21 protein-coding genes are annotated in these 21,930 nt (G+C 67.9%); 14 read left to right on the top strand and 7 right to left on the bottom strand.

The annotated features are described in order from the left end of the window. Positions 1–105: 105 nt before the first annotated feature. From QY917_RS10320 to QY917_RS10300, 5 genes are all read right to left on the bottom strand, one after another. Positions 106–780: a DUF799 domain-containing protein gene (locus QY917_RS10320; protein WP_015914081.1), complete on the bottom strand. Its 675-nt coding sequence runs from the start codon at positions 778–780 to the stop codon at positions 106–108. Then, complete coding sequence (locus tag QY917_RS10315; protein ID WP_123676240.1) at positions 777–1,154, bottom strand: DUF4810 domain-containing protein; 378 nt, start codon at positions 1,152–1,154, stop codon at positions 777–779. Before QY917_RS10315 ends, QY917_RS10320 begins: the two co-directional genes overlap by 4 nt. Continuing rightward, on the bottom strand, positions 1,151–1,831 hold the full coding sequence (locus QY917_RS10310; RefSeq protein ID WP_123676241.1) for a CsgG/HfaB family protein: 681 nt from the start codon (positions 1,829–1,831) through the stop codon (positions 1,151–1,153). Before QY917_RS10310 ends, QY917_RS10315 begins: the two co-directional genes overlap by 4 nt. A 94-nt stretch (positions 1,832–1,925) precedes the next feature. Beyond that, the gene (gene recJ / locus QY917_RS10305) at positions 1,926–3,650 is read right to left on the bottom strand and encodes a single-stranded-DNA-specific exonuclease RecJ (RefSeq protein WP_123676242.1); all 1,725 of its coding nucleotides are present in this window, start codon (positions 3,648–3,650) and stop codon (positions 1,926–1,928) included. Continuing rightward, a complete protein-coding gene (locus QY917_RS10300) occupies positions 3,647–4,603 on the bottom strand; it encodes a phosphoglycerate mutase (RefSeq protein ID WP_123676243.1) in 957 nt (318 codons plus the stop codon). The genes recJ and QY917_RS10300 overlap by 4 nt, the downstream gene beginning before the upstream one ends. A gap of 115 nt (positions 4,604–4,718) precedes the next feature. Here QY917_RS10300 and QY917_RS10295 point away from each other — a divergent pair, with 115 nt between their 5' ends. The 3 genes from QY917_RS10295 (at position 4,719) to lolD (ending at position 7,973) form a co-directional block, all read left to right on the top strand. Further along, positions 4,719–5,909, top strand: a complete 1,191-nt coding sequence (locus QY917_RS10295; RefSeq protein WP_123676244.1) for a glycerophosphodiester phosphodiesterase — start codon at positions 4,719–4,721, stop codon at positions 5,907–5,909. Between the two features lie 137 nt (positions 5,910–6,046). Next, on the top strand, positions 6,047–7,300 hold the full coding sequence (locus QY917_RS10290) for a lipoprotein-releasing ABC transporter permease subunit (RefSeq protein ID WP_015914075.1): 1,254 nt from the start codon (positions 6,047–6,049) through the stop codon (positions 7,298–7,300). Next, positions 7,293–7,973 carry a lipoprotein-releasing ABC transporter ATP-binding protein LolD gene (gene lolD, locus QY917_RS10285; protein ID WP_123676245.1) on the top strand — a complete coding sequence of 227 codons (681 nt, stop codon included), beginning with the start codon at positions 7,293–7,295 and terminating at the stop codon, positions 7,971–7,973. Before QY917_RS10290 ends, lolD begins: the two co-directional genes overlap by 8 nt. 55 nt (positions 7,974–8,028) lie before the next feature. Here the strand turns inward: lolD and QY917_RS10280 are convergent, their stop codons facing one another. Further along, complete coding sequence (locus tag QY917_RS10280; RefSeq protein ID WP_011806524.1) at positions 8,029–8,400, bottom strand: carboxymuconolactone decarboxylase family protein; 372 nt, start codon at positions 8,398–8,400, stop codon at positions 8,029–8,031. Between the two features lie 140 nt (positions 8,401–8,540). On the opposite strand from QY917_RS10280, the gene QY917_RS10275 reads away from it, so the two are divergent. The 11 genes from QY917_RS10275 to QY917_RS10225 all read left to right on the top strand — a co-directional run bounded on the left by QY917_RS10275 (position 8,541) and on the right by QY917_RS10225 (position 20,978). After that, positions 8,541–8,822: a helix-turn-helix transcriptional regulator gene (locus QY917_RS10275; protein ID WP_172209352.1), complete on the top strand. Its 282-nt coding sequence runs from the start codon at positions 8,541–8,543 to the stop codon at positions 8,820–8,822. 54 nt (positions 8,823–8,876) lie between these two features. Then, positions 8,877–9,074 carry a DUF2892 domain-containing protein gene (locus QY917_RS10270; RefSeq protein WP_011806522.1) on the top strand — a complete coding sequence of 66 codons (198 nt, stop codon included), beginning with the start codon at positions 8,877–8,879 and terminating at the stop codon, positions 9,072–9,074. Positions 9,075–9,195: 121 nt separating this feature from the next. Next, complete coding sequence (locus QY917_RS10265) at positions 9,196–10,029, top strand: TatD family hydrolase (protein WP_302076719.1); 834 nt, start codon at positions 9,196–9,198, stop codon at positions 10,027–10,029. Positions 10,030–10,128: 99 nt separating this feature from the next. Beyond that, positions 10,129–10,659 carry a DNA-deoxyinosine glycosylase gene (locus tag QY917_RS10260; protein ID WP_103737203.1) on the top strand — a complete coding sequence of 177 codons (531 nt, stop codon included), beginning with the start codon at positions 10,129–10,131 and terminating at the stop codon, positions 10,657–10,659. A gap of 4 nt (positions 10,660–10,663) precedes the next feature. After that, on the top strand, positions 10,664–11,425 hold the full coding sequence (locus tag QY917_RS10255) for a hypothetical protein (RefSeq protein ID WP_011806519.1): 762 nt from the start codon (positions 10,664–10,666) through the stop codon (positions 11,423–11,425). Between the two features lie 20 nt (positions 11,426–11,445). Then, on the top strand, positions 11,446–13,242 hold the full coding sequence (locus tag QY917_RS10250) for a GspE/PulE family protein (RefSeq protein ID WP_011806518.1): 1,797 nt from the start codon (positions 11,446–11,448) through the stop codon (positions 13,240–13,242). 299 nt (positions 13,243–13,541) lie between these two features. Beyond that, positions 13,542–14,030, top strand: coding sequence for a tripartite tricarboxylate transporter TctB family protein (locus QY917_RS10245; protein WP_123676247.1), 489 nt, complete (start codon positions 13,542–13,544; stop codon positions 14,028–14,030). Positions 14,031–14,046: 16 nt separating this feature from the next. Next, entirely contained in the window at positions 14,047–15,558 is a 1,512-nt protein-coding gene (locus tag QY917_RS10240) for a tripartite tricarboxylate transporter permease (RefSeq protein WP_123676248.1), read from the top strand. Positions 15,559–16,256: 698 nt separating this feature from the next. Then, positions 16,257–17,087: an SDR family oxidoreductase gene (locus tag QY917_RS10235; RefSeq protein ID WP_123676249.1), complete on the top strand. Its 831-nt coding sequence runs from the start codon at positions 16,257–16,259 to the stop codon at positions 17,085–17,087. A gap of 127 nt (positions 17,088–17,214) precedes the next feature. Beyond that, a complete protein-coding gene (locus QY917_RS10230) occupies positions 17,215–18,297 on the top strand; it encodes a TRAP transporter substrate-binding protein (protein WP_047349868.1) in 1,083 nt (360 codons plus the stop codon). After that, the gene (locus QY917_RS10225) at positions 18,294–20,978 is read left to right on the top strand and encodes an EAL domain-containing protein (RefSeq protein WP_123676250.1); all 2,685 of its coding nucleotides are present in this window, start codon (positions 18,294–18,296) and stop codon (positions 20,976–20,978) included. The genes QY917_RS10230 and QY917_RS10225 overlap by 4 nt, the downstream gene beginning before the upstream one ends. A gap of 19 nt (positions 20,979–20,997) precedes the next feature. On the opposite strand, the gene QY917_RS10220 is transcribed toward QY917_RS10225, so the two are convergent. Continuing rightward, positions 20,998–21,900, bottom strand: a complete 903-nt coding sequence (locus QY917_RS10220) for a DMT family transporter (protein ID WP_041838882.1) — start codon at positions 21,898–21,900, stop codon at positions 20,998–21,000. Positions 21,901–21,930 lie beyond the last annotated feature (30 nt).

The raw sequence follows: 21,930 nt of genomic DNA, 5'->3' as shown, positions 1-21,930 counted from the left end.
TAAAAAATAGCGTTATTGGTACGTCCCGTCCCCAGTCGGGACAAAAAAAAGCGCGGCCTGTGCCGCGCCTTTCGCCATCCATACGCCGCTTAGGACGTTACGTGGTCATGGCTTGCTGTCTGCTCCGTACTTGGGAGAGCGAGGCCCATGCAGTAGTCCTCCCGGACGGCCGGCATACAGCAGTCGGCCGTTTGCGACCTCGGCGATCTGCACACTGCGGTCTGACAAGGTTTCCACAATCTGGTCAATGAGCGCAGACACCAGCATGCCCACCAAGCCACCGCTTGAACTCTTGTTTTCTGCACTCGAGGCTGTTGCCTCCCCGGACCACAGTTGCTCGCCCGTGCGCAGATCCATGAGTCGGGCGGCCAGCGTTACCCGGGTTTCACTGCTCACGATGGAGTACACCGAGCCGTACTGCCGCACGTCCAGGTAGAGCGCCGCATCCGCACCAAAAATTTCCCGCAACTTGGCCACGGGCAATTCCTGTGCGTCTTGGGCCGAAATGATGCCGTTGTTCCTGAAAGTCTCTTCGGTCACGGCCACTGGCAGCACGTAATAGCCGGACTCCGCCAGGGGGAGCGTGGCGCGTGAGAGCACGCCCGCCGGCGCAGTCACTTCGGGCGTCTGGTTCAATGGAGGGAGCACCAGAATGGACTGGGGCTTGGCTTGACGCAATGCCGAATAGTCGTAGGGCTGAGGGGTCGCGCAACCACTCAAAAGCAGGATGGCGGCGGCGCCGGCTGCCACGGCAGTGCGAACGCCAATACGGGAAATCATTGCGGGGCCTTTCCGGTGAGTGTGCGCAAAAGGAAGTCCATGAAAGACGCCGATTCGGGGAAGGTGGTCTTTTCCGCGGTAAGGGCCGCGACGCTTTTTTCGTCCTGCCCTGCCTTGGCGTACAGCATGCCCATATGGGCGCGATAGCCAGGGGGCAAGGCTTGGCCGCGCTGCTCTATTTTTTGCTGCGCTTCTTCCAGCTTGGCCACTTGCTGTTCAGCATCGGCATTGCCGCTGCTTTTGAGGTATTCGTACACCTGAGGCTGATAGCCGTCCCAGCCGTACAGGGGCTGATGGGATGTGGTGGCGCAGCCCGCCATGACCAACGCAGCTGCGATGGGAAGCGCCAAGCGGGTGGTGGTGTGGCGGCTCATTGTGCGGGTACCCATGCGCCAGATTCGACACCGCTCACGAGCTTGTCCACGGCTTCGCGGATGGCCAGGTCAAGCACTTTGCCGTTCAGGGTGGAGTCATACCCTGCGCGGCTGCCAAAACCTACAACCTCGCGGCTGGACAGGCTGTATTCGCCGGCCCCCTGGGCCGCAAAGACCACTTCACCGGTCTGTACGCGCACCACGTTCAGGCTGACTTTGGCGTAGGCCACCTGTTCCTTGCCGCGCCCCAGCACCCCGAACAGCTGCCGGTCACCGACTTCCTTGCGACCGAATTCGGTGACATCGCCCGTGATGACGAACTGCGCCCCCTTGAGTGTCTGGGCTTGCTTGAGGAGGGTGGCCTCTTGCTGCGTTTCCGACATATTGGTGCGGTCGAGCACGTTAAAGCGTCCGCTTTGCTGCAGGTGCGTCATCAAAATGGTTTGCGCCTGACCGCCGAGACGGTCCACACCATCGGAAAAGATTCCGCGTTGGAAGTTGGACCGGTTGGCGAACTTGCCAATGGAAATGGGGCTGCGCACCCCCTGGTACGCGCGCGCGGACGCCGTGGGCTTGGGGGTTTCGAGGGTGCGCGATTGCTCGGTGGTCACGCAGCCGGTAGTCAGGGCGGCGACTGCAATGACGAGGGCGTTGCAACGCCAGAGAGAACCATTCATGGGGAAAACCAATAAGAGTCCAAGAATGGCGCAGGATCATACGGTTGAATGCATACAAAATTCACATTTTGTTGCGTTTAGGTTGCTCCGAGCGTCACATTGCAGGCGACTCCAGTCCCTCCACCAGAAACTGCACCCGCCGCTCGCCCCGCCACTCGTTTACGTCCAGCCGGAAGGCCAGCAACGCCCGTTCGGGCAGCGGGTCGGTGTGGCCGAACCAGATGGCGTCCACCGGCTGACCCTGGTGCAGCAGCTTGATGGACAGATGGTTGCGCGCCTCGCCCACCAGGCGCTGGCTCAGCACCTGCACCTCCTCGCTGAAGGTGGGCGGGGCAAAGCCCTGGCCCCAGACCTCGCGGTGCAGCGTGTCCACCAGTTCCGCACGACAGTATTCCGGGGCCAGCGGGCCGTCGGTCTCCAGCCGGCGCGTGAGCGTCGCGGCATCCAGCCATTCCTGTGCGACCTGGGCGAAGGCCTGCTCGAAGAGGTCGAAATGCTCCTCGGCCACGGTGCAGCCGGCCGCCATGGCGTGGCCGCCGAACTTCAGGATCACGCCGGGGTGGCGCTTGGCTACCAGGTCCAGCGCGTCGCGCAGGTGAAAACCGGGGATGGACCGCCCCGAACCCTTCAGCTCATGCTCCTTGCCCGGCGCGCTGCTGGCAGCGAACACGAAGGTGGGGCGGTGCAACTTGTCCTTGAGGCGCGAGGCCACGATGCCCACCACGCCCTCGTGGAAGTCGGGGTCGAACACGCTGATGGCGGGCGGCGGCTCCTCGCCTTCGTCGAACAGGCTCTCGGCCAGCAGCAGGGCCTGCTCGCGCATGCCCCCTTCCAGTTCGCGCCGCTCGCGGTTGATGGCATCCAGTTGCCGGGCCAGGTCTGCGGCGCGCGCCGGGTCGTCGGTCAGCAGGCATTCGATGCCCAGCGTCATGTCGGCCAGGCGCCCCGCGGCATTGATGCGGGGCCCAAGGGCAAAGCCGAAGTCGAAGGTGGTGGCGACGGGGGCCTTGCGCCCGGCGGCGTCGAACAGGGCCTGGATGCCGGCCTGCATCTGGCCGGCGCGGATGCGCTTCAAGCCCTGCGCCACCAGGCGGCGGTTGTTGTTGTCCAGGCGCACCACATCGGCCACGGTGCCCAGGGCCACCAGCGGCAGCAGCGGCTCCAGCTTGGGTTGCGTGGCCTTGTCGAATACGCCGCGCGCGCGCAGCTCGGCGCGCAGCGCCATCAGTACATAGAACATCACGCCCACGCCGGCGATGGACTTGCTCTCGAAGCCGCAGCCGGGCTGGTTGGGGTTGACGATGGCGTCGGCCGCGGGCAGTTCGGAGCCTGGCAGGTGGTGGTCGGTGATGAGCACCGTCAGCCCCAGCGCCTTGGCGCGCGCCACGCCCTCGATGCTGGCGATGCCGTTGTCCACGGTGATGAGCACGTCGGCGCCGCGCTCGTGCACGCGCTGCGCGATGGAGGCGGTGAGGCCGTAGCCGTCCACCACGCGGTCGGGCACCAAATACTGAACATGGCGTGCGCCCAGCAGGCGCAGGCCGCGCACCCCCACCGCGCAGGCGGTGGCGCCGTCGCAGTCGTAGTCGGCCACGATGAGCAGGCGCCGGTCCTGGCTGATGGCATCGGCCAGCAGCGCCGCGGCCTGCCGCACGCCCATGAGGGTGTCCGGCGGTAGCAGGCGGGCGAGGGCGTCGTCCAGCTCCTCCTTGGCGCGGATGCCGCGCGCCGCGTACAGGCGTGCCAGCAGCGGGTGCACGCCGGCCTGCTCCAGCGCCCAGACCACGCGCGGCGGGATGTCTCTAGCTACTATTTTCATAGCTGCTCGCGCACGCTGGAAAAGCGCTGGGGCTTGAAAAGACTCTGAATGCGCTGGCCCAGGCTGCGCGGCGCCGTATGCCAGGACTGTGCACCGCGTTCGCCGCACAGCGTGAGGCGCGCCGCGCCGCCGCCCGCCACATGCGCGGCCAGGCGCGCCACCGGGCCAGCGTCCAGCGCGGCCCAGGCCTGGCGCCAGGCGTGCCAGTCCTCGCGCAGCGCAGCGTCCAGCAGGGTGGTGGGCATCTCGGGCGCCGGCACGGGGGCGGGTGGCTGGGGCAGGGCGCCTGCGCCGTGCACCCAGAAGGCATTGACTGGCGGCAGGCCCTGGGCCGCGCGTGCGTCGTTGAAGGGGTGGGTGTACAGCAGCATCTGCATCTCGCTGTGCAGGCGGTGCAGCAGGCGCGCGCGGGCGGGGTCGGGCATCCAGGCGCGCACGTCGCGCTGGATCACGCGGTCCAGCGACGCGGTGGGCAGGTTGTCGAACACTGCACCTTGCGCGATCCAGCGCGTCGGCTGGTCGTAGGTGAGCGTGATGCCGTCCTCGGCAAACCAGGGCGCCACAATGGCGAGCAGCGCGCGCGAGGCGGCCTCGTCCAGCTGCAGCCGCGCCGGGTCGCCCAGCGTGACATGGTCGGCACCGACCTGCCAGTGGCAAGGGGTGATGAAGGCCCAGGCGCTGGTGGCCGCATGGGGAGCGCTGACCTGCTGGTGCTGGTGCCACGCGGCCCAGGGCGTGGTGCCCTCGCTGGTGGCGGGCAGGCCGTGGTGGCGGGCCAGGGCGCGTTCGTGAGGCGGGGCGAAGTCCGTCTCGGCGCCAGCATCGAGGCCGGTGCTGGACAGGCGGGCCAACAGCCGGTCCAACTGGGGCAGTTCCAGGCCATGGAGGGCCTGCTGGCATCCTTCGGCCGGGCTGATGGCCAGCGGGATGAGTAAATGGGGCATGTCCGACATAGAGGTGTATTGTCCCGGATGCACCCGATGACGGTGGGCGCAAAACCACAGCGTCACGCAAGCGTCACAAGTGCAACAGAGACTGGATCGCTCACTTTTACGGCCAAGGATGCCCATGTCTTCTCACCGTCTTCCCCTGATCATCGCGATGAGTGCCTCCCTGCTGGCGACCGCCTGTGGCGGCGGCGACGACCCCGCACCGCTGCCGACGCTGAGCGGCCAGGCTCCGCTGGTGGTGGGGCACCGCGGCGCCTCGGGCTACCGCCCGGACCACACGCTGGAGAGCTATGCGCTGGCCATCCAGATGGGGGCGGATTTCATCGAGCCCGATTTGGTAGCCACCAAGGACGGCCACCTGGTGGCACGCCACGAACCCAACATCACCAGCACCACCGATGTGGCTAGCCGCCCCGAGTTCGCCAGCCGCAAGACCAAGCGCATGGTCGATGGCGTGGAAGAAGAAGGCTGGTTCGCCACCGACTTCACGCTGGCGGAACTGAAGACCCTGCGCGCCATCCAGCCGCTGGCCGAGCGCGACCAGTCCTATAACGGCAAGTTCCAGATCCCCACGCTGCGCGAGGTGCTGGACCTGGCCAAGACCGAGGGCGGCAAGGTGGGCCGCGTGATCGGCGTCTATCCCGAGACCAAGCACCCCACCTACCATGAAGATGCGGGCCTCAAGCTCGAAGACCGCCTGCTGGCCATCCTGGCCGAGTACGGCTACACCAAGAAGGATTCGCCGGTCATCCTGCAGTCGTTCGAGACGGCCAACCTCAAGTACCTGCGCACCAAGACGCAGGTGCGCCTCATCCAGCTGGTGGATGGCAACGACTACGACTTCAAGACCGGCGCGGTCACCTTCGAGGCGCCATATGACCGCCCCTACGACTGGACACGCGCGGGCCGCAAGGACCTGTTCGCTTCCATGGTCACGCCGGCGGGCCTGGCCGAGATCGCCAAGTACGCCGACGGCGTGGGCCCCTGGAAGCCCTACATCGTGCCGGTCAAGGGCACCTTTGGCGCCGACGGCAAGATGGTCGACGTGAACAAGGATGGCGTGGTCAACTACGCCGACGCTTCCAGCAGCACCCCCACCCGCCTGGTGGCCGACGCACACAAGCTGGGCCTGATGGTCCACACCTGGACCATGCGCAACGAAAGCCGCCGCCTGGCCTTCGACTACAAGGGCGACCCCCAGGCTGAGTACCTGCAGTTCTACCGCCTGGGCGTGGATGGTGTGTTCTCCGACTTCGCCGACACCGCGGTGGCTGCGCGCAAGGCCTATCTGACGGAAACGGGCCGCTGAGCCGCGGGCCGGCGCCGCGCAGGGCAGGCGGCCTTGGCGCGTCAGCTCCTGCGGCACCCGGCTTGCGCTGAGGCCGCCGCGCGTTGCTGCCGTGGGCCCGCGCCGCGGGCCCGGGTCGATGACACAATCGCGCTTCCATGCAAATTCCCTACGAACTGGCCCTGGGCTGGCGCTACACCCGGGCAGGCCGGGCCACGCGGCGCAACGGCTTCATCTCCTTCATCTCGGGCGTGTCCATGCTGGGCATATCGCTGGGGGTGGCGGCACTCATCATCGTTCTGTCCGTGATGAACGGCTTTCAGAAAGAGGTGCGCGACCGCATGCTCAGCGTGGTCTCGCACATCGAGATCTTCGCGCCGGGCGGTGCAGCGCTGCCCGACATGCCGCGCACGCTGGCCGAGGCGCGGGCCAATCCGAACGTGGTGGGCGCCGCGCCCTTCGTCGCCGCCCAGGCGCTGCTGGCGCGTGGTGAGGACATGAAGGGCGCGCTGGTGCGCGGCATCGACCCCGCGCACGAGGCCGAGGTGACCGACCTGGCCGCCGAGAATCTGGAGGGCCTGAAGGCCCTGGTGCCGGGCGAGTTCCGCGTGATCCTGGGCAGCGAGCTGGCGCGCCAGCTGGGCGTGCGCGCGGGTGACGCGGTCACGCTGATCGCCCCGGCCGGCCAGGTCACGCCTGCGGGCGTGGTGCCGCGCCTCAAGCAGATGACGGTGGCGGGCACCTTCAATTCGGGCCACTATGAATACGACTCTGCGCTGGTGATGCTGCACCACGAGGATGCCGAGCGCATCTTCCGCCTGGAAGGGCCGACTGGCGTGCGCCTGAAGCTCAAGAACCTGCATGACGCACCCGAAGTCACGCAGCAGCTGGCGCACAGCCTCTCGGGCAACCTGTTGATCCGCGACTGGACGCAGCAGAACCGCACCTGGTTCGCGGCCGTGCAGCTGGAAAAGCGCATGATGTTCATCATCCTCACGCTGATCGTTGCGGTGGCGGCATTCAACCTGGTGTCCACGCTGGTGATGACCGTGACCGACAAGCGCGCGGACATCGCCATCCTGCGCACGCTGGGCGCCAGCCCCGCCAGCATCATGGGCGTGTTCATGGTGCAGGGCGCCATGGTGGGCGTGATCGGCACGCTGGCCGGCCTGCTGCTGGGCCTGGGCGTGGCCTTCAACATCGACGTGATCGTGCCCGCCATCGAGCGGGCGCTGAACGCCAGCTTCCTGCCCAAGGACATCTACCTCATCAGCAAGATGCCCAGCGACCCGCAAAGCAGCGACATCGTGCCCATTGCCGTCATTTCCCTGATCCTGGCCTTCGTGGCCACCCTGTACCCGAGCTGGCGCGCCAGCCGCGTGAACCCCGCGGAGGCGCTGCGCTATGAGTAATGGGCAAGTGGTGCTGCAGGCGCAAGGCCTGACCAAACGCTTTACCGAGGGCCGGCTGGACGTCACCGTGCTCAAGGGCGTGGACCTGGCAGTGCACGCCGGCGAGACGCTGGCCATCGTGGGGGCGTCGGGCTCGGGCAAGAGCACGCTGCTGCATCTGCTGGGGGGGCTGGACGCGCCCAGCGCCGGCACCGTCACGCTCCAGGGGCAGGCGCTGCAGGCGCTACCGCCCGCGCAACAGGGGCGCCTGCGCAATGCGCACCTGGGCTTCATCTACCAGTTCCACCACCTGTTGCCCGAGTTCAGCGCCCAGGACAACGTGGCCATGCCGCTGCGCATCCGCCGCGAGCCCTACGCGCAGTGCATCGAACGGGCCGTGCGCATGCTCCAGGCCGTCGGCCTGGGCGAGCGTGTGCACCATCGCCCGGCGGAACTGTCGGGTGGCGAGCGCCAGCGCGTGGCCATTGCGCGGGCGCTGGTCACGCAGCCGGCCTGCGTGCTGGCCGACGAGCCCACCGGCAACCTGGACCGCGCGACCGCCGATGCCGTGTTCGCCCTCATGCTGCAGCTAGCGCGCGAGAAGGGCACTGCCTTCGTGATGGTCACGCACGATGAATCGCTGGCCGCGCGGTGCGACCGCGTCGTGCGCTTGGTCTCCGGTGTTTTGAGCTAAAACGGCCTCCAGCGCTTGTTGGGTAAGCGCTGGTAGCTATATTTTCGATAGTAAATCAGGCCGTCGCGGCGGGCGCTTGCGCGGGGGCGCACTCGTCGAACGCGGCCACGGCATTGGCTGCGTACATCAGGGCGGGGCCGCCGCCCATGTACACCGCAATGCCCAGCACCTCGTGCACCTCGGCGCGCGTGGCGCCCAGGCGTGCCAGGGCCTGGGTGTGAAAGCCGATGCAGCCATCGCAGCGCGCGGCCACGCCAATGCCCAGCGCGATCAGCTCCTTGGTCTTGGCGTCGATGGCGCCGCCCGCGAGAGCCGCCTTGCCCAGCGCGTTGAAACCTTGCATCACCTGCGGAACGCTGTTGCGCAGCTCGCTGACGTTGCTAGAGATTTCGCGCGTGAGGGCCTTGTAGTCGGTGGACGAGGTCATGGTGGAACTCCTGGTGGTGAAAGGGATGCGCCCGCTCGGCGCTGTTGACATGTTTATTAGTATCTACTAAATTAGCATACGTTAATTTAGATATTTATCAACAAGGAGTGCAGGTGGCCACTACCGCCGACCTGGAATTCATGCAGCAGGGCGCCGCGCGCGCCGCTGCGCTGCTGCGCGCGGTGGGCAACGAACACCGGCTGCTGGTGCTGTGCCTGCTGATCGAGCAGGGCGAGGCCTCCGTGGGCACGCTGCTGGAGCAAGTGCGCCTGAGCCAGTCCGCGCTGTCGCAGCACCTGGCGCGCATGCGCGATGAGGGGCTGGTGACCTTCCGCCGCGACGCGCAGACTCTGTACTACCGCATTGCCGACCCGGCGGCGGAAAAGCTCGTGGCTGCGCTCAAGGACATCTTCTGCCCCTGAGCGGCCGCGTCGCTGCGCAGAGGTACCGTTTTTTCGTCAACTAGGAGAAGTGTCATGAAACACAACGTTGGGGGTTGGGACCGCGGGCTGCGCATCGCGGTGGGTCTGGTGCTCATCGGCCTGGCGGCCACGGGCACCGTGGGCTGGTGGGGCTGGCTGGGCGTGGTGCCGCTGCTGACCGGCCTGGCGGGCACCTGCCCTGCGTACTCGCTGCTGGGCATGAACACCTGCCCGCTGAGCAAGAAGGGCTGATGGGGCACAGCAGCTCCGGCGGCGCCGATGCGCCGCCGACCGATCCGCAGGACATTGGCGCTGAAACGCACTGAGACACTGCGGACCGGCGCTGGGGGCGTGCGGTGGCATGATCCGGCGCATGGACGTCTGGATCGACACCCATTGCCACCTGGATGAATTTGCAGATCGCGGCGGCGCAGCGCTCGCAGATGCCGAGCGTGCACGCGCCGCGCAGGCCGGCGTGGCCCACTGCGTGCTGCCCGCGGTGGAACTCGCCAATCTGCAGGCCGTGCGGGACCTGGCGCACCGCCACGGCGACAGCTATGCGCTGGGCATCCATCCCCTGTTCACTCCCGTCGCCGGCGACGAAGACTTGCCCGCCCTGGCGCGCGCGCTGGAGCAGTACCAGGACGACCCGCGCCTGGTGGCCGTCGGCGAAATCGGGTTGGACCTCTTCGTGCCCCATCTGGACACGGGGCGCCAGCAGCACTTCTACCGGGCGCAGCTGCAGTTGGCGCGCCGGTTCGACCTGCCCGTGATCCTGCATGTGCGCCGCTCGGCGGACCAGTTGCTCAAGGCGCTGCGCGAGCTGCCGGTGCGCGGCGGCATCGCCCATGCCTTCAACGGCAGCCTGCAGCAGGCGCAGGCCTTCATCGATCTGGGCTTCAAGCTGGGCTTTGGCGGCGCGGTCACCTTCGACCGTGCGCTGCAGTTGCGCCGCCTGGCCACCGAACTGCCGCTGGACGCGCTGGTGGTGGAGACCGATGCGCCCGACATTCCGCCGCACTGGCTCTACGTGACCGCGGCCGAGCGCGCCGCTGGCCGCCCGCCCGCACGCAACACGCCTGCACAGTTACCGCGCATCGGTGCGGTGGTGGCGCAGCTGCGCGGCATCTCCAGCACAGAACTGGCCCATGCCACGCGCGCCAACGCTTGCGCAGCGTTGCCACGGCTGGCTGAACTGTTGGCATAGGTTTGAGTGCTTTCGGTCTCAAAGGCTTATGCAGCAAGCGCGAGCAGCTATACAAACAATAGTAATGGAGGGCCTGTGGCTGCGCAGAAAAAAACGGTAGTGCTGTCTGCCGGTCGTCTGGTCGGCCTGCCGCCCGTGGTGGGCTCCGGCACGCGGGTGCTGGTGCTGGGCAGCTTCCCCGGTGTGGCATCGCTCGCCGCGCAGCAGTATTACGGCCATCCGCAGAACCACTTCTGGCGCATCCTGGCGGCGCTGTGGCCGCAGCATCCGCTGCCTGGCCGCGACCAGTACGCCGCGCGCTGCGACTGGCTGCTGGCCCGCGGCCTGGGCCTGTGGGACGTGTATGCCGCCTGCGAGCGCGAGGGCAGCCTGGATACCAGCATCCGCAACGCGCAGGTCAACGACTTCGCCGGCCTGCATGCCCGCGCGCCGGGGCTGGCCGCCATCGCCCACAATGGCGGGGAAAGCTTCCGCCACGCCAAGGCCGTGCGCGCCAGCCTGGGGTTGAAGGCAGATGCGCCGATGCCATCGCTGCGCCTGCCATCCACCAGCCCGGCCAACGCGTCGTGGAGCTTCGAGAAAAAACTGCACGCCTGGGGCGAGGCCCTGGCGACTTTTGGATTGGTATAACGATTTGACCCGCAAGAAAACCGCCGCCACCGAACTGCCCGAGGTGAGCGTCTCCGATGATGGCGAAGTGCGCCATCTGCACCTGGGCACGCCGTGGATCCAGGGCTCCATGCGCATCGCGCAGCCGTTCGAGATCGAACTGGAATACGTGCAACGCATGATGGCCTGGCTGCTGTTCGTGGAGCCCGCCAGCGTGGCCAAGCGCCACGCGATGCAATTGGGCCTGGGGGCCGGTGCCATCACCAAGTTCTGCCGCAAGAAGCTGCGCATGTGCTGCACCGTGGTCGAGCTGAACCCGCGCGTGGAGGCCGTCTGCCGCGCCTGGTTCAAGCTGCCGCCCGACGGCCCTATGCAGCGTGTGGTGCTGGCCGACGCGGCCCAGGAAATCAAGAAGCCCGAATGGCATGGCACGGTGGACGCGCTGGCGGTGGACCTGTACGACCATGAGGCCGCCGCGCCGGTGCTGGACAGCGCAGAGTTCTATGCCGACTGCCGTGCGCTGTTGACGCTGGACGGCTGCCTCACGGTGAACCTGTTCGGCCGCGCCTCCAGCTACGAGCGCAGCCTGGACAAGCTCGCCGAGGCCTTTGGCGCCGACGCGCTCTGGGCCTTCAAGCCCACGCGCGAGGGCAATACCGTGGTGCTGGCCCAGCGCACGCCCACGCGGCCCAAACGTGCCGAGCTGCTGGCCCGCGCCGAAAGCGTGCAGGCCCGCTGGGACCTGCCGGCCACCAAGTGGCTGCGCGTTTTCAAACCGGTCGCCTGACCTCTGCCGCCACTCGCACCATGACTGCCGAAGCATTGCCCGCATCCCCCCCCACGGCCGCCGGCGGGCCCACCGGCCCGTTGCAGTGGCGGCTCATCGTCGATTGGCTGCGTGCCGATGGCGTGATCACCGCCGAGCAGGCGCAACGCACCATCGCACGCTGCTCGCAGGCCGAAAGCAGCCAGCACCCGCTGGTGCGGCTGGGCAACGTGGCCATGCTGCGCGCCAGCGACGGCAAGCCGCTGGACGTGGACATCCTCACCGAATACGTGGCCCAGCGCTGCGGCCTGGCGTTTCTGCGCATCGACCCGCTGAAGGTGGACGTGGGCCGTGTGGCCGACGCCATGAGCGCGAGCTACGCCGAGCGCCACAAGGTGCTGCCGGTGCAGGTGACCTCCAAGGAGGTGGTGGTGGCCACGGCCGAGCCCTTCCTGCATGACTGGGTGGCCGAGGTGGAGCGCCAGTCTCGGCGCACGGTGCGGCGCGTGCTGGCCAACCCCCAGCACATCACGCGCTACACGGCGGAGTTCTACGCGCTGGCCAAGTCGGTGCGCGAGGCGCAGAAGGCCGGCGGCGGCGCCGCGGGCAGCAGCTTCGAGCAGCTCGTGGAACTGGGCAAGACCAACAAGCAGCTGGACGCCAACGACCAGGGGGTGGTGCGCGTGGTGGACTGGCTGTGGCAGTACGCCTTCGACCAGCGCGCGAGCGACATCCACCTGGAGCCGCGCCGCGAGCAGGGCGTGATCCGCTTTCGCATCGACGGCGTGTTGCATGCCGTCTACCAGATGCCCATGGGCGTGCTCAATGCCATGGTGGCGCGCGTGAAGCTGCTGGGCCGCATGGACGTGGTGGAAAAGCGCCGCCCGCAGGACGGCCGCATCAAGACGCGCAACCCGCGTGGCGACGAGGTGGAAATGCGCCTGTCCACGCTGCCCACCGCTTTCGGCGAGAAGATGGTGATGCGCATCTTCGACCCCGACAACGCCGTGAAGGACCTGGACGCGCTGGGTTTCACTGCGCACGATGCGCAGCGCTGGGAGCAACTCGTCAAGCGCCCGCACGGCATCATCCTGGTGACCGGGCCCACGGGCTCGGGCAAGACCACCACGCTGTACTCCACCCTGAAGCGCGTGGCCACCGAGGAGGTGAACGTGAGCACGGTGGAGGACCCGATCGAGATGATCGAGCCCAGCTTCAACCAGACGCAGGTGCAGCCGCAGCTGGACTTCACCTTCGCCGAAGGGCTGCGTGCCCTCATGCGCCAGGACCCGGACGTGATCATGGTGGGCGAGATCCGTGACCTGGCCACGGCCGACATGGCCGTGCAGGCCGCGCTCACCGGCCACCTGGTGTTCTCCACCCTGCACACCAACGACGCGCCCAGTGCCGTCACGCGCCTCATGGAGCTGGGCGTGCCGCCGTACCTCATCAACGCCACGCTGCTGGGGGTACTGGCGCAGCGCCTGGTGCGCACGCTGTGCCGGCACTGCCGGCAGGTGGACGAGGCAGCCGACCCTGAGGCGCTGGCCGACATGATCCGCCCCTGGAAGATCAACGGGGGCTATCGCGCCTACAAGCCCGTGGGGTGCGTGGAGTGCCGCATGACGGGCTTTCGCGGTCGCATGGGGCTTTATGAACTGCTCACCGTGAGCGAGGCGCTCAAGACCCAGGTGAACCAATCGCCCTCCATCGACGCGCTGCGCCGCCAGGCCGTGCAGGACGGCATGCGCCCGCTGCGCCTGGCGGGCGCGCTGCGCGCGGCCGAAGGCGTGACCACGTTCGAGGAAGTCATCGCCGCCACCCCGCCGCTCGAGTAGCACCCACACCTCTGCCATCGCGGCGCAGCAGATGCGCCGTTCCGCCGCATGCATCAGGCGCGCCCATCCTTCACAACGCGGTGGAAGGCGGTATGTCCGCGCTCCTGCGGCGCAGGCCCGGCCTGACCAGGGCCCTCGCGCCACCTTCGACGCCGCGCAGTGGTCGGTGCCGTGCTGAGGGCAGTTCCGGGGGTGTGGCCTCTAGGGAAAACTTGTATCTACCGGTAGGTGGAATCCACATCGAGAAGCGCTGCCCGACACTCCACAATCGCCCGTCGCGTTCCTTTTGGGAGACATTCGTGAAAATCAAGAGTCAGAAAGATTTCTTTTCCGGCCTCATGTTCCTCGTCGTTGGCGGTGGTTTTGCCTGGGGCGCCACCACCTACAGCGTAGGAACCGGCGCCCGCATGGGCCCGGGCTACTTCCCCCTGATGCTGGGCATTCTGCTGGGCATCATCGGCGCCGCCATCATGTTCAAGGCCACCGTGGTCGAGACGGTGGACGGCGACAAGATCGGCAAGTGGGCGTGGAAGCAGATCTTCTTCATCATTTCCGCCAACCTGTTGTTCGGCGTGCTGCTGGCGGGCCTGCCCAGCTTCGGCGTGCCGGCCATGGGCCTGATCGTTGCCATCTACGGCCTGACTTTCGTGGCCAGCCTGGCGGGCAACCAGTTCCACTTCAAGGAAGTGTTCATCCTGGCCACCATTCTGGCCGTGGGCAGCTACGTAGCATTCATCTGGGGGCTGGCTCTGCAGTTCCCCGTCTGGCCTAGCTTCATCGTGGGTTGATTCGGAGATCTAGACCATGGAATTGTTTGAACACCTCTCGATGGGTTTTGGCGTCGCGTTTACGTTCCAGAACCTGATCTACTGCTTCATCGGCTGTCTGCTGGGCACGCTGATCGGCGTGCTGCCCGGCGTGGGCCCCGTGGCCACCATCGCCATGCTGCTGCCCGCCACCTATGCGCTGCCGCCCGTGGCCGCGCTGATCATGCTCGCTGGCATCTATTACGGCGCGCAGTACGGCGGCTCCACCACCGCCATCCTGGTGAACCTGCCGGGCGAGTCGTCCTCCGTGGTGACCGTGATCGACGGCTACCAGATGGCGCGCGCGGGCCGTGCGGGCCCGGCACTGGCGGCTGCCGGCATTGGCTCGTTCTTCGCAGGCTGCGTGGGTACGTTGATCCTGGCGGCCTTTGCACCCCCGCTGACGGAAGTGGCCTTCAAGTTCGGCCCCGCCGAGTACTTCTCGCTGATGGTGCTGGGCCTGATCGGTGCCGTGGTGCTGGCTTCGGGCTCGCTGCTCAAGGCCGTGGCCATGATCGTGCTGGGCCTGTTGATGGGCCTGGTGGGCACGGACGTGAACTCCGGCGTGGCCCGCTACAGCTTTGACATCCCCGAGCTGACCGACGGCATCAGTTTCACCGTGATCGCCATGGGCGTGTTCGGCTACGGCGAAATCATCGCCAACCTGTCCAAGCCCGACGACGAGCGCGAAGTGTTTGCCGCCAAGGTGCACGGCCTGTTCCCCACGGCACAGGACTTCAAGCGCATGCTCCCCGCCATGCTGCGCGGCACGGCCCTGGGGTCGTCCCTGGGCATCCTGCCCGGCGGCGGCGCGCTGCTGTCGGCCTTTGCGGCCTACACCATCGAGAAGAAGACCAAGCTCCATCCCGGTGAGGTTCCGTTCGGCAAGGGCAACATCCGCGGCGTGGCGGCTCCCGAGTCGGCCAACAACGCGGGTTCGCAGACCTCTTTCATCCCGCTGCTGACGCTGGGCATTCCGCCCAACGCCGTGATGGCGCTGATGGTGGGTGCCATGACCATCCACAACATCCAGCCCGGCCCGCAGGTGATGACCAGCAACCCCGAGTTGTTCTGGGGCCTGATCGCCTCGATGTGGATCGGCAACTTGATGCTGGTGATCCTGAACCTGCCGCTGATCGGCATGTGGATCAAGCTGCTCTCCGTGCCTTATCGCTGGCTGTTCCCGTCCATCGTGCTGTTCTGCGCGGTGGGGGTGTACTCCACCAACAACAACACGTTCGACGTGTGGCTGGTGGGCGGATTCGGTTTCATCGGCTACCTGTTCTACAAGCTGGGGGTGGAACCCGCTCCCTTGCTGCTGGGCTTCATCCTGGGCCCGATGATGGAAGAAAACCTGCGCCGGGCGCTGCTGCTGTCGCGTGGTGACTGGAGCGTTTTCGTGACGCGCCCCATCTCCGCCGGCCTGCTGGCGGCCGCGGCCCTGCTGCTGGTCATTGTGCTGCTGCCCGCGGTGAGCAAGAAGCGCGAGGAAGCGTTCGTCGAGGACTGACGCAGGTGGCCGCCCTGGCATGTGCCAGGGTACCCCTCGCAAGGCGCCCCTTTCCGGGGCGCTTTTTTTATGCGTGGCGGCAACGGGGTAGTGGCGCAGATGCTCCTACATGGGGCGCTGGTGGCGCTTGGGCGACAAGCGCTGGAAGGGTTGGGGATGCTTGGTGGAAGGGCGCATGCCGGCCTGTCGGCGAGCGCGGAGGTTCTGCCTCCAACGCAGCGGCCGGCCAAGTGGCCGTGTATCGCGCCGGCAACGGCCGCTCGGTGCCGCCCGCTGCGATGGCGCGGTCGCCGGTCTTCCTGGCGGGCGGTGCGGTGTATCTCGTCTACAGTGGCGGGCTGGTGCGGCGACGCATCGGGTGAAAACGCAGAAGGAGCAGGTACTGGACGCCAGCGCCGGCTGCCTGGGCGGCACCCGACGGCGCTGCAGCCGCTGCTCAGGCGCGCCTAAGAGAATCGCCTTCCAACACACGGGCCCTGGCATGGTGGCACACAGGAGCATGATCGGTGCAACACCCGTCATGGCCGCGCGCGTCTGACGGTTCGGTTGATGGTCATTCCCTGGGACGGAGGACGGGTTTTCGTGCCCCGCGCGGTGTTCGACGCGGGCGGTGGTCCTGATGCGGGTGTGGGCAGTGTCCACTATGATCGTTTCAAATTGTTTTGCAGGAACCGCCTCCGGCGGCGATGGAGCAAGGTATGGATCTGGGTATCGCGGGTAAATGGGCGCTGGTCTGCGGGGCCAGCAAGGGGTTGGGCCGCGGCTGCGCCGAGGCGCTGGTGCGCGAGGGCGTGAACGTGGTGATCAACGCCCGCAATGCCGGTGAATTGCAGCGCACTGCTTCTGATTTGATAGCTATTGGCGCAGAGGCATCGGGCGTTAGAGGCCAAAATGGTAACCAACCCAAGGTGCTGGCTGTGGCGGCCGACATCACCACGCCCGAGGGGCGCTCAGCCGTTTTTTCCATAGCTGGCGGGCCGGGCCGGGACTTCGACATCGTGGTCACCAACGCCGGCGGCCCCCCGCCCGGCGATTTCCGCGAGTGGGACCGCGATGCCTGGATGCGCGCGGTGGATGCCAACATGCTCACGCCCATCGAACTGATCCGCGCCACGGTGGACGGCATGGCGCAGCGGGGCTTTGGCCGCATCGTCAACATCACCTCCAGCGCAGTGAAGGCCCCCATCGACATCCTGGGCCTGTCCAATGGCGCGCGCAGCGGCTTGACCGGCTTTGTGGCCGGCGCGGCGCGCAGCGCCATTGCCGCGCAGGGCGTCACCATCAACAACCTGCTGCCGGGCAAGTTCGATACCGACCGGCTCGCGGGCACCCTCCAGGCCGCGGCCGGCAAGACCGGCAAGAGCCTCGATGAAGTGCGCCGCGCGCAACAAGGCGCCATCCCGGCGCGCCGTTTTGGTACGCCGCAGGAGTTCGGCGCAATCTGCGCCTTCCTGTGCAGCGTGCACGCGGGCTATATGACGGGGCAGAACGTATTGGCTGACGGCGGTGCCTTTCCCGGCACCTTCTGAGGAACGCGCCAGACCACAACGGGCGAGAACGCGCCGACCGACCGCCATGCCCCGCGCCGCGATGGGGGCGGGCGGCTGCAGGGCTCAGGTGCCGAAAGGGTGTTGCATGCAACTGCTGGGACGACGGATGCGCTGCCCCGCACTGCGCGGGCGGCTGGCCTTGTGGGGCGCTGCGCTGCTGTGCGCGGCCGCGCACGCTGGCGCGCCGGACACGCCCGCGGCCGATGCCGCGCCGTTGCGCCTGCGCGTGGTGGGAGGGCTGGCCGGCGTCACGCAGTACACGCAACTGGAGGCGCCCTTCTGGACGCGCGATTTGCCGCGCCTGAGCGAGGGCCGCTACCGCGCCGATATCGTGCCCTTCGACCGTGCCGGCGTTCCGGGCATGGAGATGCTGCGCCTGTTGCAACTGGGCGTGGTGCCCTTCGGCACGGTGCTCATGAGCTCCCTGTCGGCACAGTACCCCCAGTACACCGCCGTGGACCTGCCGGGGCTGAATCCGGACCTGGCGACGCTGCGCGCTTCGCTCGCGGCCTTCCGTCCGTACCTGGAGAAAGCCCTGCGCGAGGAGCATGGCGTGGAGCTGCTGGCGGTTTACGTTTACCCGGCGCAGGTGCTGTTCTGCAAGGACCCGCTGCTGGGCCTGGATGACCTGCGCGGGCGGCATGTGCGGGTGTCCTCGGCCGCGCAGGGCGACTTTTTTGCGGCACTGGGCGCCAAGCCCCAGCGCGTGCCGTTCGCACAGGTGGTCAAGAGCATGGAGACGGGCGCCAGCGAATGCGCCGTCACCGCCAGCATGTCGGGCAACATCCTTGGTCTGCACGCACATGCGGCCTATCTCTACCCCATGCCCATCAGCTGGGGCATGGCGGTGTTTGCGGCCAATCGCGCGGCCTGGCAGGCGCTGCCCGCCGATCTGCGCCAGCTGCTGCAGGCCGAGCTGCCCAAGCTGGAGACGGCCGTGTGGCTCAGTGCCCAGGGCGAGACCGAGCAGGGCCTGGCCTGCAATGTCGGGAGCCCCAGCTGCACCACGGGGCGCCAGGGCGCCATGGCGCTGGTGCCGGTGCGCGCGCAGGACGAGGCGCGGCGCGAGACCATCTTCAACACCGTGGTGCTGCCGCGCTGGGTCCGGCGCTGCGGAGCCCGCTGCCGTGATATCTGGGATCGCACCATCGGTCCTGCGCGCCGCATGAGTGCGCCGGTGCAGCCATGAAGCCCATGCCCGGCAGGCGCCTGCACCTGATCACCTGGGGGGTGGTGGCTGCGCTGCTCGCAGGGCTGGCGGTGGCGGTGGCCGTGCTGCTGTGGCATACGCGCGCGGACGCGCTGGACGTTGCCGAGGCGCGCGTCACCCGTTTCGCCGCGGGGGCGGAGGCGGGCATGAACCGCACGCTGCTCTCTTTCGACGTGCTGTTGGCGCATACGGAAGAGCTGCTGGCCCTGCGCGCACGCGACCGTGCGGGCCTTGACGTGGCGGCGGCCGACACGCTGCTGCGCGGCGTGGCGCGGCAGAACCTCCTGCTGCGCTACGTGGCGCTGCTCGATGCGCGGGGCGCCGTGCTGGCATCTTCGGCGTCCACCGGCGAACTGGACGGCGTGGAGCTGCCCGAAGGCTTCCTGGCGGCCGCCCTCGCGCCCGCGGTGGCCACGCTGTCCGTCAGCCAACCCGTGGTGAGTCCTACCAGTTCCGAGCGGGTGCTGTACATGGCGCGCCAGTTGCGCATGGGCGACGGCACGCCGCTGCTGGTCGTCGCGCAGGTGCCGACGGAAGCACTGGTGGCGGTGCTGATGCAGGGGCTGGAGGTTCCCGACATGGAAGTGACGCTGGAGCGCACGCAAGGCGTGCTGCTGCTGGGCGTGGAGGCGCCACAGGGGACCGTGGAGCGGCAGGAGCGCGCAGCGCCGGCCCTGCAGGAAGGCAGCGCGGACGATGGCGTGCACGCATGGCAGGCCAGCGCGCGGCTGTCGGGCAAACCGGCCATGGTGGTGGCGCGTCCGCTCATCTACCCCGATCTGTGGGCCACCGTCAGCCTGCCGCGCGACGCGGCGCTGGCGGGCTGGCGGCAGGAGGCGCTGACGGTGCTGTTCGGCGCGCTGCTGTTTGCGGCCACGGTGGTGGCCGCGGGAAGCGTGGTCGCCCTGTACCTGCGGCGCATGCACAGTGCGCGGCGGGTGGTGGCGCGCTCCAAGGCCACGCTGGACCAGGCGCTCGAAGCCATGGTGAGCGGCTTCGTGTTGCTGGACGCACAGCGCTGCGTGGTGCAGTGGAACCTGCGCTTCGAGGAGATGTTCCCCTGGCTCGTCAGCACCATCGGGGAGGGCGTGCCGTTTCGCCGCGTGCTGGAGACGACCGTGCACTACCACCTGCCCGGCGCCAGCGCGGAGGAAAAGCGCGCGTGGGTGGAGGAGCGCCTGCAGCAGCAGTGCACGCCGCGAGGCGGGGTGGAGCAGCTTTTGCCCAACGGCCATTACGTGCAGATCACCGAGCGCGCCACGGCCGATGGCGGCGTGGTCATCATCTACCACGACGTGACCGACCTGCGGCTGGCCACGGCCGAGGTGGAACACCTGGCGTTCTACGACCAGCTCACCGGCCTGCCCAACCGGCGCCTGCTGCTGGATCAGCTGGGCGATGCCAGCGCATCGGCGGTGCGTACGGGCACGCATGGCGCGGTGCTGTTCATCGACCTGGACCACTTCAAGACCCTCAACGACACCCTGGGCCACGAGATCGGGGACTACCTGCTGCAGCAGGTCGCCCGCCGCCTGGAAAGCGGCGTGCGCGTGGGCGACATCGTGGCGCGCCTGGGCGGGGACGAATTCGTGGTGCTGCTGGCCGGCCTGGCGACCGAGGCGGAACGCGCCCGCGAGCAGGTGCGCGCCGTGGCCGAGAAGGTCGTGCAACTGCTGGCGCAGCCCTATCCGATCGCGGGACAGAGCTACCACGGCAGCTGCAGCGTGGGCGCCGCGCTGTTCGGCAGCGTGCTGCAGACCGCGGCCGAAGTACTCAAGCAGGCGGACATCGCCATGTACCAGGTCAAGGCGCAGCGCGGCAACGCGGTGTGCTTCTTCGACCCTCGCATGCAGGTGGCGCTGAGCGCGCGTGCGCGGCTGGAGTCGGACCTGCAGGATGCGCTGCGCGAAGGGCAGTTCCTGCTGCACCTGCAGCCCCAGTTCACGCGCGACGGCGCCGTGGTGGGGGGCGAGGCGCTGCTGCGCTGGCAGCACCCGGAGCGCGGCCTGGTGCTGCCTGCGGAGTTCATCGGCGTGGCGGAGGACAGCGAGCTCATCGTGCCCCTGGGCCGCTGGGTGCTGGCCAGCGCCTGCGAGCTGCTGGCGCGCTGGCAGGCATCGCCGCGGCTGCGCGAACTGTCGCTGAGCGTGAATGTGAGCGCGCGCCAGTTCCGCAGCCCCGACTTCGTGGAGCAGCTGTCGCAACTCTTGCTGCGCAGCGGCGCACCGGCGCACCGGCTGGAGTTGGAACTTACCGAATCCCTGGTGCTGGAGGACGTGGAAGACTCCATCGCCAAAATGCACCAGCTGCGCACCAAGGGTGTGCGTTTCGCCGTGGACGATTTCGGCACGGGCTACTCTTCACTGGCCTACCTCACGCGGCTGCCCTTGCATCGGCTGAAGATCGACCGCACTTTCGTGCACCACCTGGGCGAGAGTCGCAGCGACGATGTGGTGGTGCAGACCATCCTGGGCATGGCGCGCAACCTGGATCTGGAAGTGGTGGCCGAGGGGGTTGAGACAGAGGAACAGCGCAGCTTTCTCGCGCTGCATGGCTGCGACGTGTACCAGGGCTACCTGCTGGCGCACCCCATGCCGGTGGAGGCGCTGCAAGCCCGCTACGGCGACGCGCCGCAGGCGCAACCCGCAGCAGCGCACTAACGCCTGTGCGCGCGCCGGCCTAGGCCCTGCGCGACGACACCACGATGCCACCCACGATCAGCGCGAACGCCAGGGCGTGGTACAGGTGCGGCGCTTCTCCGAGGAAGACCGTGGACAGCACTGCCGCGAACAGCGGTGTGAGGTTGATGAAAAATCCCCCCACCACCGGCCCCGCGCGCTGCGCCGCCACGCCCCAGAAGCGATAGGCCAGGATGGCCGGGCCCACGGCGATGAAGGCCAGGCCAGCAGCCAGCGGCCAGCCCCAGGTGATCTGCGTGGCGCCCAGTGACCATTCCACGCCCGCAAAGGCGCCCGACCAGCCCAGTCCGAAGATCATCTGCGCCATGAGGAAGGCCGCCCAGTCGCCGCGCAGTTCGCGCGGCTCGCTGGTGCGCACCAGCAGCCAGCTGTAGAACGACCAGGAGATGGTGGCCGCGACCATGTACAGGTCGCCCGGCACCAGGCGCAGTGCCAGCAACTGCTCCCAGCTGCCGCGGCTGAGCACCAGCACTACGCCGGCCACCGACAGCAGCACCCCCGCTATTTGCCTGCGCGAGGCCGGCACGCCGAAGCACAGCGCGCCGATGATGAGCATCCATACCGGCATGCCCGAGCCCACTAGCGTCACGTTCAGCGGCGTGGAGGTCTGCAGCGCCAGGTACTGCAGCGCGTTGTAGCTGCCGATGCCCAGCAGGCCCAGCAGCGCATAGCGGCGCCAGTGTGGCCACAGCGGGCTGCCGGGGCGCAGCACCTGCCAGGCCAGCGGCAGCAGCAGCGCAAACGCCAGCAGCCAGCGCACGAAGTTCAGGGTGATGGGCGGGATCAGCGTGTTCAGCGCGCGGCCAACCACGGCATTGCCGGCCCATAGCAGCGGCGCGGCCACGAGCATCGCAATCGTGCCCGGTGAGAGTCGTTGGGTCATAGGGGCAGCAACTGTAAGCGAAAGACGTGA

It is taken from the genome of Diaphorobacter sp. C33 (assembly GCF_030503915.1).
In the GTDB taxonomy this organism is placed as follows: domain Bacteria; phylum Pseudomonadota; class Gammaproteobacteria; order Burkholderiales; family Burkholderiaceae_C; genus Diaphorobacter; species Diaphorobacter nitroreducens.
This window is presented reverse-complemented; position numbering and strand designations above follow the sequence as displayed.